General features: G+C 54.4%; 14 protein-coding genes and 1 pseudogene. 7 read left to right on the top strand and 8 right to left on the bottom strand.

The annotated features are described in order from the left end of the window. Nucleotides 1-90: 90 nt before the first annotated feature. Nucleotides 91-289: pseudogene (locus ACXUPB_RS11470) on the top strand (methyl-accepting chemotaxis protein); the annotation flags it as partial. On the opposite strand, the gene rarD reads toward ACXUPB_RS11470, so the two are convergent. Further along, complete coding sequence (rarD, locus tag ACXUPB_RS11465) at nt 286-1194, bottom strand: EamA family transporter RarD (RefSeq protein ID WP_035555674.1); 909 nt, start codon at nt 1192-1194, stop codon at nt 286-288. The pseudogene ACXUPB_RS11470 and the gene rarD sit on opposite strands and share 4 nt — an antisense overlap. A gap of 72 nt (nt 1195-1266) precedes the next feature. On the opposite strand from rarD, the gene ACXUPB_RS11460 reads away from it, so the two are divergent. Beyond that, nucleotides 1267-2079: an amidohydrolase gene (locus ACXUPB_RS11460; RefSeq protein ID WP_035555676.1), complete on the top strand. Its 813-nt coding sequence runs from the start codon at nt 1267-1269 to the stop codon at nt 2077-2079. A gap of 2 nt (nt 2080-2081) precedes the next feature. Beyond that, entirely contained in the window at nt 2082-2786 is a 705-nt protein-coding gene (locus ACXUPB_RS11455) for a pseudouridine synthase (RefSeq protein ID WP_335597625.1), read from the top strand. 152 nt (nt 2787-2938) lie between these two features. Here the strand turns inward: ACXUPB_RS11455 and ACXUPB_RS11450 are convergent, their stop codons facing one another. The 6 genes from ACXUPB_RS11450 to gloB form a co-directional block, all read right to left on the bottom strand. Then, a complete protein-coding gene (locus ACXUPB_RS11450) occupies nt 2939-4522 on the bottom strand; it encodes an ABC transporter ATP-binding protein (RefSeq protein WP_335597606.1) in 1584 nt (527 codons plus the stop codon). Further along, nucleotides 4515-5591: an ABC transporter permease gene (locus ACXUPB_RS11445; protein WP_472952490.1), complete on the bottom strand. Its 1077-nt coding sequence runs from the start codon at nt 5589-5591 to the stop codon at nt 4515-4517. Before ACXUPB_RS11445 ends, ACXUPB_RS11450 begins: the two co-directional genes overlap by 8 nt. 2 nt (nt 5592-5593) lie before the next feature. Then, complete coding sequence (locus ACXUPB_RS11440) at nt 5594-6667, bottom strand: microcin C ABC transporter permease YejB (RefSeq protein ID WP_101146990.1); 1074 nt, start codon at nt 6665-6667, stop codon at nt 5594-5596. Between the two features lie 77 nt (nt 6668-6744). Further along, a complete protein-coding gene (locus tag ACXUPB_RS11435) occupies nt 6745-8673 on the bottom strand; it encodes an extracellular solute-binding protein (RefSeq protein WP_472952487.1) in 1929 nt (642 codons plus the stop codon). 43 nt (nt 8674-8716) lie between these two features. Next, nucleotides 8717-9964, bottom strand: a complete 1248-nt coding sequence (locus ACXUPB_RS11430) for a transglycosylase SLT domain-containing protein (protein ID WP_179916371.1) — start codon at nt 9962-9964, stop codon at nt 8717-8719. 30 nt (nt 9965-9994) lie between these two features. Further along, nucleotides 9995-10762 carry a hydroxyacylglutathione hydrolase gene (gloB, locus tag ACXUPB_RS11425; protein ID WP_035555693.1) on the bottom strand — a complete coding sequence of 256 codons (768 nt, stop codon included), beginning with the start codon at nt 10760-10762 and terminating at the stop codon, nt 9995-9997. A gap of 154 nt (nt 10763-10916) precedes the next feature. Here gloB and ACXUPB_RS11420 point away from each other — a divergent pair, with 154 nt between their 5' ends. From ACXUPB_RS11420 to nudC, 4 genes are read left to right on the top strand one after another with little or no spacing between them, the layout of a single operon-like run. Further along, nucleotides 10917-11735: a class I SAM-dependent methyltransferase gene (locus ACXUPB_RS11420; protein ID WP_179916370.1), complete on the top strand. Its 819-nt coding sequence runs from the start codon at nt 10917-10919 to the stop codon at nt 11733-11735. Continuing rightward, the gene (gene rnhA, locus ACXUPB_RS11415; protein WP_008956920.1) at nt 11728-12198 is read left to right on the top strand and encodes a ribonuclease HI; all 471 of its coding nucleotides are present in this window, start codon (nt 11728-11730) and stop codon (nt 12196-12198) included. The genes ACXUPB_RS11420 and rnhA overlap by 8 nt, the downstream gene beginning before the upstream one ends. Beyond that, a complete protein-coding gene (gene dnaQ / locus ACXUPB_RS11410; protein ID WP_472952484.1) occupies nt 12198-12935 on the top strand; it encodes a DNA polymerase III subunit epsilon in 738 nt (245 codons plus the stop codon). Before rnhA ends, dnaQ begins: the two co-directional genes overlap by 1 nt. Beyond that, nucleotides 12928-13707: an NAD(+) diphosphatase gene (gene nudC, locus ACXUPB_RS11405; protein ID WP_035555702.1), complete on the top strand. Its 780-nt coding sequence runs from the start codon at nt 12928-12930 to the stop codon at nt 13705-13707. The genes dnaQ and nudC overlap by 8 nt, the downstream gene beginning before the upstream one ends. A 24-nt stretch (nt 13708-13731) precedes the next feature. Here the strand turns inward: nudC and ACXUPB_RS11400 are convergent, their stop codons facing one another. Continuing rightward, nucleotides 13732-14043, bottom strand: coding sequence for an SCP2 sterol-binding domain-containing protein (locus ACXUPB_RS11400; protein ID WP_035555706.1), 312 nt, complete (start codon nt 14041-14043; stop codon nt 13732-13734). Nucleotides 14044-14178 lie beyond the last annotated feature (135 nt).

The raw sequence follows: 14178 nt of genomic DNA, 5'->3' as shown, positions 1-14178 counted from the left end.
GTTCCAGTGCTGATGGTGGCGTTGTCGGTTGGTCTTGCCACTCAAGGCGGCGTTTGGATTTATGTCGCTCTGATATGTGCCGCATTGGGGGGCGGTGCTAAAAAGCCGCTGTTGCTGCAGACCTACAAGCGGGACAGCGAAGAAATCATGCACGACCTTTCAGTGCCAGTGTATGTGCAGGAGCAAGCATTGGGGTGGCTTCCGAGTGGGTTATCAGCCGGAACGGGATACAGCATCGACGCCTACGCTGAAAGGCGCCGCAGACACCGACTCATCACCACTTGCTTAACTAGCCGCCGCGTAGCGCGAGCGTGACTGCCACGCTGACCAGGAATAGAGCGCAAGCCCGCTCCAGATAAGCACAAAGGTCACCAACTGGATAAGCCCAAGGGGCTCACCGAAAACGGTTAACGCGATCAGGAATTGAATACTCGGGTTGATGTACATCAAAAAGCCCAGGGTCGCCAAACGCAATCGGCGGGCTGCGCCTGCAAAGGCCATTAACGGCAGCGCAGTTAAAGCCCCACTGGCGACCAGTAAGCTGGTGGTTGAAGTATTTTGTAAAAAATGTGAGGTGTCGTTCCAGCTTAACCAGGTCAAGGCGATCAAGGCGAGGGGAAATAGCAACAGGGTTTCCACAAACAGCCCTGATAGGCCGTCTAGCGGCACTTGCTTACGAAACAGGCCGTAACTACCGAAGCTTAACGCCAGCAGTAAACTAATCCAGGGCAGCTCACCCAGCATGACAAACTGCGTGGCAATAGCAACGCTGGCCAAACCCAAGGCGACCAGCTGCAGCTTGGCCATCACTTCCCGCAGTACCAACATGCCTAGCGCGACGTTCACTAGTGGTGTTAAGAAGTAGCCCAAACTCGCCTGTAACACCTGCTTCGACTCCACCGCATAAATATAGATACCCCAGTTAAACGCTATTAATAGCGCGCAGGCCAACACACGGCCTAGTCGCTTAGGTTCGCCCAGCGCTGCAACAACGGGCGGCCAGCGGCGTAATAGGGTAATCAAACCGATCAAAAACAGACACGCCCAAATGATCCGATGAATCAATATTTCAAAGGCGGGGACGCCCTCAAACAGGGCAAAAAATAGCGGAAAACAGCCCCACATCGTATAGGCCGTTAGGCCAAACATAACGCCTTTGACGGCAGCTGGATCGCGTGTTGGAGTAGGAAGCATAGCAGCCTCATTATTTAAAGATGCTAATCTAGCATAAACATTGCAATAACTCTGGCGGAACGGAGGTGTTTAATGACTAAACTTAGATCCAGCTTGGTGCAGTGCGATCTGCGCTGGGAAGACCCACAAGCCAACCACGCTCATCTTGAGAAGTTACTCGGTGGGCTGGATAGCCGTGATACCGACCTTATTGTTTTGCCTGAAATGTTTGCCACCGGCTTTACCATGAATTCCCGTGAAATGGCTCAGCCGATGGCCGAAAGCCAAAGTGTGACTTGGTTGCAGACTCAGGCGCAGGCCCGTAACTGCGTGATGACCGGCAGCGTGGCGATCGAAGAGGATGGCGAGTTTTATAACCGCTTGATATGGGCAACGCCTAAGGGCGACTTAACCCACTACGATAAGCGCCACTTATTCCGTATGGCCGGTGAGCATGAGCGCTACGGCATGGGCAGTGAGCGTAAAGTGGTAGAGCTTAATGGCTTTAAGTTGTTGCTGAGCGTTTGCTACGATCTGCGCTTTCCGGTCTGGATGCGCCAGCAGCCAGCAGAAGGTGAGCATTTCGAGTATGATGCGCTGCTGTGTATCGCCAATTGGCCAGCACCGCGTCGCCACCCTTGGCGTACGCTGCTACAGGCCCGCGCGGTAGAAAACCTAAGCTATGTAATTGGCGTTAATCGCGTTGGAGAGGATGCCAAAGGACTTGCCTATAGCGGCGACTCCTTATTGGTCGACTTCAAAGGCGAAGCGTTAATTGATAAACCTGCCCATACCCCGTTTATAGAAACGGGCACGCTGGATAAAACTGCCCTTGATGCTTTTCGTGAAAAATTTCCTGCCTGGCAAGATGCCGACCATTTTAAGCTGCTGCCAGGAGTCGGTTAATGATGCGCCTTGATCGCTTTTTGAGTGAAACCTCACCGTTAACCCGCAGCCTCGCCAAGCGGGCACTCAAAAATGGCGAAGTGACCCTGAACGGTGAGCCGATCAAACAGTCAGCGACCCAAATCGATACCGATAACGATGTGGTGGTACTCAACGGCGAGCGGCTAGCGCTGGTAGGCGTTCGCTACATTATGCTGCACAAGCCCGTCGACGTTGAATGTAACGCTCGCCGCGGTCTCTACCAAAGAGCAATCGATCTAATTGATCTACCCAAAGCGGATCGGTTACAGCCGGTAGGGCGGTTAGATGTGGATACCACTGGCTTGCTGCTATTAACCGATGATGGTCAGTGGTCTCACCGCGTCACATCTCCGCGCCATCGCTGCGCCAAGATGTATATCGCCGAGCTAGCCGAGCCTATGGAAGGCGCCGCGGCGGAGTGGGCGATTGGCCAAGTCGCCGATGGCCTGATGCTGGATGGGGAGGAGACGCCGACGCAGCCCGCAACACTTCGGCTGCTGTCGCCCACCCAGGCAGAACTCACTATTACTGAAGGGCGCTATCATCAGGTGAAACGTATGTTTGCTGCCTTGGGTAATCACGTGAACTCACTGCATCGCAGCTCTATCGGTGACTTAGCTTTGGATGCCAACCTGGCGCCCGGCGAATGGCGAGAATTAACCGCCGACGAAGTCGCGCTCTTCTGAGTCCTTGGTTAATATCTCCATTAGCCGCTTCCCAGCAGGGTAAGCGGCTTTATTTTATCTGAATTTTTATACCGTTATCTTTATGGCTGCCGACAGCAATATTAAGTATCGTGGCTCAATAAAGTTAGTAAATAAAAGCTGGTAAGTCAGAACTAATGAGTCAGATGCGCAGCGGCAATTAGCGCTTGGGTATAAGCATGCTGTGGCGCTGAAAGCACCTCTAGGCAGGGGCCTTGTTCGACCACTTCGCCATCCTTGAACACCATAATGCGGTGTGCCATGGCGCGCACGACGGCTAAATCGTGGCTAATAAATAAATAGCTTAGCTGACGGCGTGCCTGCAGATCGCGCAATAGGGTGACTAGCTGCTTCTGCACGGTACGGTCTAACGCAGAGGTTGGCTCATCCAGCACCAGTAATTCTGGTTCTAAGATAATCGCTCTTGCTACGGCAATGCGCTGGCGTTGACCACCGGAAAACTCATGGGGGTAGCGCGCAGCACAGCTCTCGGGCAAACCCACTTCGTGAAGGGTTTGGTTAACCCGCTGGGAAACTTCTTTGTCAGTCAGGTGTGGGTAATGAAAGCGCAGCCCCTCACTGACAATATCAAACACCGGCATGCGAGGCGAAAGGGCGCCATAGGGGTCCTGAAACACCATCTGAAAACGGTGGCGCTGGCGCCGCAAACCATCCCCAGACAGAGAGCTTAGTTTATCGGTGCCAAGGGTAACATCACCTTGGCTAGTGACCAGCCGCATGACTGCTGACGCCAGCGTGGTTTTACCCGAGCCGGACTCACCCACAATGCCCAGGGTTTCGCCCGGTGCTATTTGGAAATCCGTCGGGTGTACCGCCACAAAAGCGGGGGGCTGGCGCTTAAATAAGCCGGTCTTTGGGCGCTTAAAGCTCACGCTTAACTGGCGAGCCGTTAATAGCGGCGCTGTTTGCTCAATGGCTTGGGGCCTACCTTCCGGCTCAGCGGCGAGCAGCGCTTTGGTGTAATCACTTTGCGGGTGTTGAAAGACCTGCTCAACCGGTCCGATTTCCTGTATCCGCCCCTGATGCATGACGCAGATGCGATCTGCGTGACGGCGCACCAAGTTCAAGTCATGACTGATAAACAGCATGCCCATGGCGTGGTGGTCGCGCAGTTCACGCAGCAGGGCAAGTATCTCCTGCTGCACCGTCACGTCCAGGGCGGTGGTGGGCTCATCGGCAATCAGCAGTGAGGGGTTATTGGCAATTGCCATGGCAATCATCACCCGCTGGCGCTGTCCGCCCGAAAGCTGATGAGGCCAAGCATTCAGTAACTCTTCCGGGCGCGGCAGTTTCACTTGTTCGAGTAGCGCTTTGCAGCGTTGGCGAGCCGCCTGGCCGCGCAAGCCTTGATGCAAACGCAATGCTTCGCCGATCTGCTTGCCAACTCGATGGAGCGGGTTAAGCGACGTCATCGGCTCCTGGAAAATAAATCCGACACGATTACCGCGCACGGTGTTCCACTGGTCCTGGGTCAATGTCGACAGATCGGTGTCACCCAGCCAACGCTCCCCCTTGACGGTGGCATTGCTGGGTAAAAGGTTAATCATCCCGAGCGCAGAGACTGATTTGCCTGACCCCGATTCACCGACGATTGCCAGGGTTTCACCCGCATTGAGGGTGAGCGATAGCGCATGCACCACGGGCGTATCATCGAAGGCAATGTTGAGATTCTCGATGCGCAGGAGCGAGTTAGGCATTTTGTGTCTCCTGGGCAGGGCCTACTTGGCGCTGTTGTACGTGACGGGGGTCGAAGGCGTCGCGCAAGCCTTCGCCAATGAACACTAATAGCGAAAGCATGATTGCCAGCGTCATGAACGCCGTGATGCCCAGCCAGGGGGCATGTAAGTTGTTCTTGCCCTGCGCTGCCAGTTCGCCCAGCGAGGGCGCGCCGGGAGGCAGGCCGAAACCGAGGAAATCCAGCGCGGTCAGGGTGCCGATGGCACCGGTAAACAGAAACGGAATGAAGGTTAGCGTCGCGACCATGGCATTGGGCAGCACGTGGCGCCACATGATCAGGCGCGAGGGCAATCCCATCGCCTTGGCGGCACGCACGTACTCCAGATTACGCGCACGCAGAAACTCGGCGCGCACGATATCGACCAGGCCAAGCCATGAGAAGAGCAGCATGATCCCCAGCAACCACCAGAACCCCGGCTGAACAAAGCTGGCTAAAATGATGAGCAGGAACAGCACCGGAAGGCCCGACCATATTTCAGTCACTCGCTGACCGATCAAATCAATCTTGCCGCCAAAGTAGCCCTGCACACCACCAACCACAACGCCGATCACCAGCGAGCCTGCAGTGAGCACCAGTGCAAAAGCAACCGAGAGGCGAAAGCCATAAATGACACGTGCTAATACATCACGGCCCTGATCATCGGTGCCCAGCCAGTGGCGGCTATCCGGCGGTGCCGGGGAAGGGCGGGTCATGTTCATGTCCAGGGTTTGGTAGGAATATGGGATGGCTGGCCACAGCGCCCAGCCGTGCTCTTTAATCTGTTGCTGAATAAACGGATCCAGATAATCGGTACGCGTGGGAAGAAACCCGTCGAACTCGGTTTCAGGGTAATCCACCAGCAGCGGCACGTACCATTGGCCGTCGTATTGCATGACGATGGGCTTGTCGTTGGCGATCAGCTCGGCAAACAGACTAAACACAAACAGCGCCGTAAACAGCCAAAGCGATACGCGGGCACGCCGGTTGGATTTAAAGGCCGCCAGCCGGCGGCGGGTAATGGGCGAAAAATAAGAAGAAAGAGAGGCCATGATCATGACTCCCGGGTCGAAAAGTCGATACGTGGGTCAACCCACACGTAGGTCAAATCGGAAATCAGCTTAAGGATCAGACCGATCACGGTATACAAAAACAGCGTACCGAAAATAACCGGGTAATCCCGCTGCATCACCGCCTCAAAACCGAGCAGGCCGAGGCCATCCAGGGAGAAGATCACTTCTATCAATAACGCACCGGTAAAGAAAATTCCGATCATGGCGGCAGGTAGACCGGCGATAATAATCAGCATGGCATTACGGAAAACATGGCCATAGAGCACCCGCCGCTCATCGGCGCCCTTGGCGCGAGCGGTAATCACATACTGCTTGTGAATTTCATCCAGAAAGCTGTTTTTGGTCAGCATGGTCAGGGTAGCAAAGCTGCCAATCGAAGCCGCAATTACCGGCAGCGTGATATGCCAGAAGTAGTCCTTGACCTTCCCCCAGGCCGAAAGCTGGTCGAAGTTGGGCGAGGTTAGACCACGCAGAGGAAACAGGTCCCAGTAGGTGCCGCCAGCAAAGAGCACGATCAGCAGTATCGCAAACAAAAAGCCCGGAATGGCGTAGCCGACAATCACTAACCCCGACGACCAGACATCGAAACGGGAACCGTGGCGTAGCGCTTTTTTGATACCTAAGGGGATCGAGATCAGGTAGACCAGCAGCGTGGTCCATAGCCCCAGCGAAATGGACACCGGCAACCGCTCAATCATCAGTTCGGTCACTGGGCGGTCGCGGAAAAAACTGGTGCCGAAATCGAGCGTGAGGTAATCCGCCATCATGCCAATAAAGCGCTCGTGGGCGGGTTTATCAAAACCAAACTGCTGTTCTAGCTGTTCGATAAAGCGTGGGTCGATGCCCCGAGCGCCACGAGAATCGTCACTTACCTGCACATCGGCACCGCCCATATCCAAGCGGGTGCTGGCCATGGCGTCTGCGCCCTCAAAACGTGCCAGCATCTGATCAATCGGCCCGCCCGGCGCCGCCTGAACAATAATAAAATTGAGTAGCATGATCCCAAAAAGGGTCGGAATCATTAGCAGCAGTCGGCGTAGGGTGTAGCGGGCCACAGAGCACTCCGAGGTTTATAACGATGAAACCGTTGAGGATAAGCCGTTGCGAATAAGTCGCTGTAATTAAGACAGTCTCAGCGGCGCTGGCGCTGCAGTTCTGCTTCACGCTCGATATCCACCCACCATGCATCCAGATCCATCGCATACTCCGGAAAGGGCTCGGGATAGCCAAACTTGTCCCAGATCGCAATGCGGGTTTCGCCGGAGTGGTAGTGAGGAATGACGTAAAACCCCCAGCGCAGCACCCGATCCAGCGCCCGCGTGGCGGTATCCAGTTCCTCACGACCATCGGCACTAATGATCGCTTCCACCAGCGCATCGACCGCTGGGTGGGCGAGCGCCATCCGGTTGCGGCTTTGCGGCGCCTCGGCGGCGGCGCTGGTCCAGAAGTCACGCTGCTCATTACCCGGGTTGTTCGACTGGGGGAAATGGCTAATCACTATGTCATAGTCGTAATTGCGCTGCCGGTTTAAATATTGATTGATATCAACGATGCGCAGCGAGGTCTGCACTCCTAGGCGGGCCATGTTACGCAGCATGGGTTGAACCACTCGCTCAAGACCCGAATCGTAGAGCAGCACTTCAAGGCTGAGTGGCTGGCCGGTGGCTTGGTTGACCAGTACTCCCTCTTCAACGCGATAGCCCGCGTCGCGCAAAAGCGCCAGTGCCTTGCGTAGACGCTCACGCAGATTGAGGGGTTGATCAATGGGCAGCGGCTCGGTGAACAGGCGGTCAGACCCATGGGAAGCGATTAACTCTTCCCTAAACGGTTCGAGCAGCGCCAGCTCTTCTTCCGAAGGTAGCCCGGTAGCTTCCATCTCCGAATTTTGAAAAAAGCTTTCGGTACGCCGGTAGGTGTCGTAGAAAATATTGGTGTTGAGCCACGGAAAATCGAAGGTAAGGCTTAACGCTTCGCGTACCCGTGGGTCTTGAAACTTCTCTTTGCGCAGGTTGAACACAAAGGCCTGCATCATGGAAGGGTTGACGTCAGGTACCGTCAGCCGCTTCACCAAGCCCTCTTCATAGGCAGGAAAGTCGTAGCCAATCGCCCAGGTGGCCGCGCGGGCATCCGTACGAAAATCTGTTAGGCCTGCTTTGAACGCTTCCCAGGCGATATCGCGGTCGCGATAGTAGTCATAAACGATGCGGTCAATGTTGTAGCGGCCAACATTAACCGGCAAGTTTTTTCCCCAATAATCCTCATCGCGCTGGTAAACAATTCGCCTGCCTGGGTCAACTTCACTGATGAGGTAGGGGCCGGAGCCGGGGTGAGCCGCCAGGGTAGGCGATGTGAACTCGCGTGGCTCCCAGTAGTGGCGGGGGAGGATAGGCAGTTGAGCAACGATTAGCGGCATTTCTCGGGAATTGGTATCGCTGAAGGTAAAGCGCACTTGATGTTCGTTGAGGGCGATCACTTCGCTCACACCCGCATAATAGCTGGCATAAAACGGATTGCCTTCTTCTCTGAGCAGGTTAAGTGAGAACACCACATCGTAGGCGGTGACGGGTTCGCCGTCCTGAAAGCGTGCTTCAGGGCGAAGGTCAAACTCAATCCATTCCCGGTCGGGGTCCAGGCGCACGCCTTCAGCCAATAAACCATACAGGCTAAAGGGCTCATTGGGGTTGCTGGCCATCAAGGTGTCATAAATTTGCGAAACGCCAGTGGCCGGTGTGCCGCGAATAATAAACGGATTCGTTGAATCGAAGCTGCCCCCAACGGCGGTATGGGTAATAGTGCCGCCTTTGGGGGCTTGTGGGTTTACATGGGGGAAGTAGGGGAAATCTGCCGGTAGCTCTGGGCTATCGTAAAGCGATACCCCGTGGACTGTTTCAACCGGCACCACGTTGTTGGCATCCGTATTTAAATCGCCCACCACGTTGTTGCCGACAGTGCTGTGGGAAGAATCGCTAGTGGTCGCTGCTTCTGACGCGAGTATCGATACATTTATTAGCAAGCCACTGATAAGTAGAAATGCTTTCGCAAAAAACAGACCTCGCGGCATTGGTGACATCCCATGTGAACAAAGCCAACTAGTAAACCCGGATTCAACGCCCTGAAAGTGTCAGTAACTGCCCCGGTTGTAAAGCGCTGGGGCGGTCAATCGAATTCCAGCGTATCAGGTCTTGTTGATCAATATTATAGCGGGCCGCAATCGCTGAGAGGCTATCGCCCCTTTCAACGCGGTGTGTATCTGCGCTGTTATTTTGCGCAAGCGCTTGGCTATTGCCCTGTGCCTGACTATTACCCTGTGATAATTGAGCCAGCACTTGTTTATCCACTTCTTCAGGTACCAGCAGTGTCTGCGCGCTGCGTGGATCGATGCTGCCATTCAGTAAACCCGGATTCAGCTCAGCCAGTGCCATTTTGCTGACATCCAGCATTTGCGAGGCTTCAGACAGACTCACTGCGTGGGCCAACTGAACTTTTGCGAAGGCAGGGTCGATGTGAATCTCAGGTAAGCTCACACCGTATTTTTCAGGATCGTTAATGATTGTGGCGATCGCCTTCAACTTGGGAACGTACTGCATGGTTTCGTAGGGCAGGGATAGGTCCCAATAGTCACCACTTAACCCTTGGCCCTGTACCTGACGCTGGGCGCGATTGACGGTGCCAGCGCCTGCGTTATAAGCGGCCAGAGAGAGCATGAGGTCACCCTCGTACCACTGGTCGGCCTGCATTTCCAGGTAGTCCAGCGCGGCCTCGGTAGAGGTCAGAACATCCAGACGGCCATCGTAATTACCATTACGTACTAACCCCAATGCGTCGCCGGTGCGGGGCATAAATTGCCAAAGACCTGCCGCCCCGCGGTGGCTTCGTGCACCTGGGTCGAAAGAGCTTTCGACAAACGGAATTAACGCGATTTCACCAGGTAGGCCGCGCTCACTGACTTGCTGAGTAATCCAGGCAAGCCAGGGAGTGGCGCGTTCGGTGATTGTGACAATGTTTTCAGGGCTTGAACGGTAGTGCTCAATCCATTCATCCACTCGAGCTTGAGCTTCTACTGGCAATGTTTTCTCTTGCCACTGGAAGCTTTTACGCAGGGTCGTCCAGGCATTCTGGGGTTCAAGCTCTAGCGCCTCCCAAAAATGGGTTTGGAAAGGCGTAGGGTAGGGCTTTGTATCGGTTGGTGACGTGCTGGTAACACCTTGAGGTAAGGCTGTTGCCGCACTTGCGGTGGTTTCGTAGGCTGGAGCAGAGGCTTGTGAGCTTGCCGCAGCGGCTAACATTAGGCCCATAATTACGGTACTGCCAGCGCTCAGCATCAAGCGCTGGCGAATCGTTCGATAGGTCATAGTTGCATTCGTTTGGTTTCGATAGCGTTCTTAAAAACGGTTCTTCCACTCGCGCAGAGTGGTAAACGTAGCGAGATCAGTATCATTAACACCCTGGGTGCCTGCTGCTTGGCGCACGCTATCTGTGCCCACGCGCAGGTAGGGATTAATTTTCAGCTCGCGTCCTATCGTGCTGGGTAAGGTGGGGCGATCCAATGCCCGCGCCTTTTCACACTCCTGCAAGGCGTGTTTAACGTCTTCGTTTTCAGGGTCCGCAGCACGAGCAAACGTCAGGTTCGCTTGCGTATACTCATGGGCTGCAAAGACCAGTGTATCTTCAGGTAGTTCCGCAAATTTGTTCAACGCGGCAAACATTTGCTCTGGGGTGCCTTCAAATAAACGGCCACAACCAGCGCAAAAAAGAGTGTCACCGCAAAAAAGAAGAGCAGGGATGCCCGCTGTGAAGTAGCTGATATGATCCAGCGTATGGCCCGGTGTCGCTATTACGTCGAATAAACGGCCCATAATGCGGACTTCATCGCCGTCGCCAACGGTCTCGTCAATCCCTTCAATGTTGGGGTTGGCTGGGCCGATAACGTGAGGCGAGTAGCGTTTAATTAATTCCGCTAAACCACCCGTATGATCATGGTGGTGATGCGTAATAAGGATGGATTTTAGCGTTAACGACTCACGCTCAAGAAACTCGATCACAGGGGCCGCTTCACCTGGATCCACCACGCAAACGCTTTGGCTGTTATCTTGTCTTAATAGCCAAATATAGTTGTCGCTTAGAGCTGGGATCGGTGTCACGCTCATCATCGGCGAGATCCTTTAAATTGCGAAAATACAGAATTCAGTAACCAACATGCGTAAACACGCAAAACATTGCGCTTCTTAACTTAATTAAAAAGTGGCGCTAAATCGGTGTAACCAAGGCGTTGAAAAGCCGTTACTGTGGAGGGAAGCGCTGTTCATGTCAAATTCGACAACGGCCACGACACTCGCCAAGCGCTTAATAAATTGCCAACCGTATTGGCAATCAGAGGCCGGGCGTTCGCTATGGGAAACACAACGTGCCTGTTTAGGTCCCGTGGTGGAATCGCGCGTGGGTGGCCACAGTTTGGAATTGAGTATGGGGCCAGCTTTAATGACCATGTCGGCGATTCCTCATTCCATTCGCTGGTCACCCACAAGGCCAATGGCTGAGAACGAGAACACCTTGATATGCCCGCCGGATCAGTTAGCGCTGCCGGATCGCTGCTTAGATGTCATGGTTATTCATCACTGGCTGGAGTATTTAACCGACGCCCATTTCGCGCTTCAGGAAGCCGCGCGGGTCACCGCCGACAATGGGATACTGGTACTGTTTGGCTTTAATCCGATCGGTGTCGGAGGCCTTGCCCGCCAATGGCGAAAACGCCAACAGCAGTTCCCCTGGGATGGCACTTGGCGCTCTGTTAACCGCCTACGCGACTGGTTGGCGTTTGTCGACTTCGAGGTAGAGCGCGTAGACTATTGCTGTTTTCGTGGACGGACGAGTGCTAAATGCGGTGAATATTGGGAGTCGCTGGGGCGTAGGCATAACCTACCGCTAGGCGAGAGCTATATGATTCAAGCCCGCAGGCGTCAACGCCAAGCGCCAGTGCAACGCCTGAAGTTTGGTTTAAAAGCGCCTACGTCTCCCGCTTCATTAGGCGTTACCCGCTCAGGTTCATCGGCTCACTATCAATCCTATCAAGAGCTCCCAACACAAGCTCAGACGCATCAATCAAAGGATCAAGAAATTGACTAAAGAGGCTGCCGGGCAACTGCCTCGGGTAACGGTGTATACCGATGGGGCTTGTCGGGGCAACCCAGGCCCCGGCGGATGGGGTGTGGTGCTGGCGAGCGGCCAGCATGAGAAAACCTTGAAAGGCTATGAATCAGATACCACTAATAACCGTATGGAGTTGATGGCTGCGATTATGGCCCTGCGAACGCTAAACACTCCCTGTGAAGTCGCGCTATGGACCGACTCACAATATGTTCGACAGGGCATAACCCAGTGGATTCATAACTGGTTAAAGCGCGGCTGGAAAACCGCCGCCAAGCAACCAGTCAAAAATGCTGAGTTGTGGAAAACCCTGCACGAAGAGACCCAGCGACACACAATAGAATGGCACTGGGTGAAAGGGCATAGCGGTCATCCCGGCAATGAGCGTGCCGACGCGTTAGCCAATGAAGCCATTGATGAGCATCACAAGAGGAGAGCATGATGCGCCAGGTGATCCTAGATACTGAAACCACGGGTATCGACCCTAAAGATGGTCATCGCTTAGTAGAAATTGGCGCGATTGAGATGGTCAACCGTCGTTTTACTGGCCGCACCTACCATCAATATATCAACCCTGAACGCCATATCGACGCAGAAGTCGTTGCCGTTCACGGGATTGATGACGCTAGAGTCGCCAGTGAGCCGGTTTTCGCGAAAATAGCCGACGAGTTTTGGGCCTTTATCGAAGGCGCCGAGCTGGTGATTCATAACGCCCCCTTCGATGTGGGTTTTATCGACCACGAACTGGGTATGCTTAATCAGCAGCGTAAAGCTCCCGCATTGGGGCCGGTGCGCGATCATTGCGCGGTATTAGATACCCTGACGATGGCCCGAGCCATGCACCCCGGCCAGCGTAATAGCCTGGATGCATTGTGCAAACGTTACGATATCGATAATGGCCACCGCGTACTGCACGGCGCGCTATTAGACTCTGAAATTCTCGCTGAAGTTTATTTGGCGATGACCGGCGGGCAAACCGCGCTGACGTTAGACGCGGCCTCCGCAGCAGAACAGGAGCAGGCGGATACCTCCAGTGAAGGTCTGTCGATTCAACGTATGACGCTTACTCCAGGTCAGTTGCGCGTTGTGCGCCCAACCGACGAGGAGCAGATGGCCCATAAAGCCAAGTGTGAAGCGCATCAATTGAATTGGTTTGAAGGTATGGCAAGCGATGCTTAGGCGAGAAATCCCCCATCATGAACAGGCCGGGCGGGTTATTCGCCTGTCGCGCAGTATGCTGGCGCCTGCACCGCTAAGCGGTAGTGATGAGCTGACGCCGCTACAACCCTTTCAGCCCTGGACAGAACAGATGCAGCCGCTGTGTTATTGGGATGATGAGCCGGTCGCACTGTTGGTTGAGTCCCAAGCGGAAAGTAGCTGGATCGATGGTCGACAGTGGATGAGCGAGCTTTCTACCGGCTGGTTCAGCCTACTTTCAACGGCGTTGCAGGTGGGTGCCTGGTTGGAGAATCACCGTTTCTGTGGGCGCTGTGGTGCGCCAGCTACCAAGCTTACCGCGGAATTTGCAATGCATTGCGATGCCTGCGGGCACCGCAATTATCCGCGTATTTCGCCCTGCATTATTACGCTGGTGACTAGTGGTGAGGCGATGCTGCTGGCGCGTAGCCCGCGTTTTCCGCCAGGCCGTTATTCAACCTTGGCCGGATTTATTGAGCCGGGTGAGTCCGCCGAAGAGGCCGTTCACCGGGAGGTGTTTGAGGAAGTGGGCGTGCATATTGACCAACTGCGTTACCACCAGAGCCAGGCTTGGCCGTTTCCCCATTCGCTGATGTTTGGCTACTTTGCTGAAGCGACAACCCGGCGTATTCGCATTGACGGGGTAGAGATCAGCGATGCTGCATGGTTTTCACCTCGCCAGCTACCATCGCTACCGCCACCTTACTCAATTTCACGCGAACTAATCGAAACTCATTTGGCACGCTGGCGCTAGACGGCGCCGCGTGCCGATATGTCATTACTCGCTAGGGAATAGGCTGGTCAGCTTGGTGGCCAGCATGACATTGCCGGTTGCTTTTAGCTTGCCGGTCATGAATGCCGTCATGCCATTGATATCGCCACTCATGATGCCTTTTAGCGTGTCAGTCGTTAGGCTTAAGCTAACGGAAGGATCATCGTGTTCACCCTCTTGTACATCCAGCGTGCCATCTTGGATATTTAAGTAGTAGCTACCCGCGTCTGAGAAGTGGAACTGGAACACTTCGTTCATGCCCTTTGCCGCTTCAGGATTAAAGCGCGCTTTCAACTTCTCAAGGGTGTTGTTAGACATAACATTTCTCTCAATTAGGTAAATCAGACCCAGGCTAGCGATAATAGCCCAAAGAAACAATCGTGATGGCGAGTGAGATTATTTCATACACGCGTTTCAATCAAGCGTCGTGGTCAAACCCGCAACATCTTATCG

The organism is Vreelandella sp. DA03-1M, from assembly GCF_055725665.1.
The sequence above is the reverse complement of the archived record's forward strand: the minus strand, read 5'-3'. Positions and strand labels throughout refer to the sequence as shown.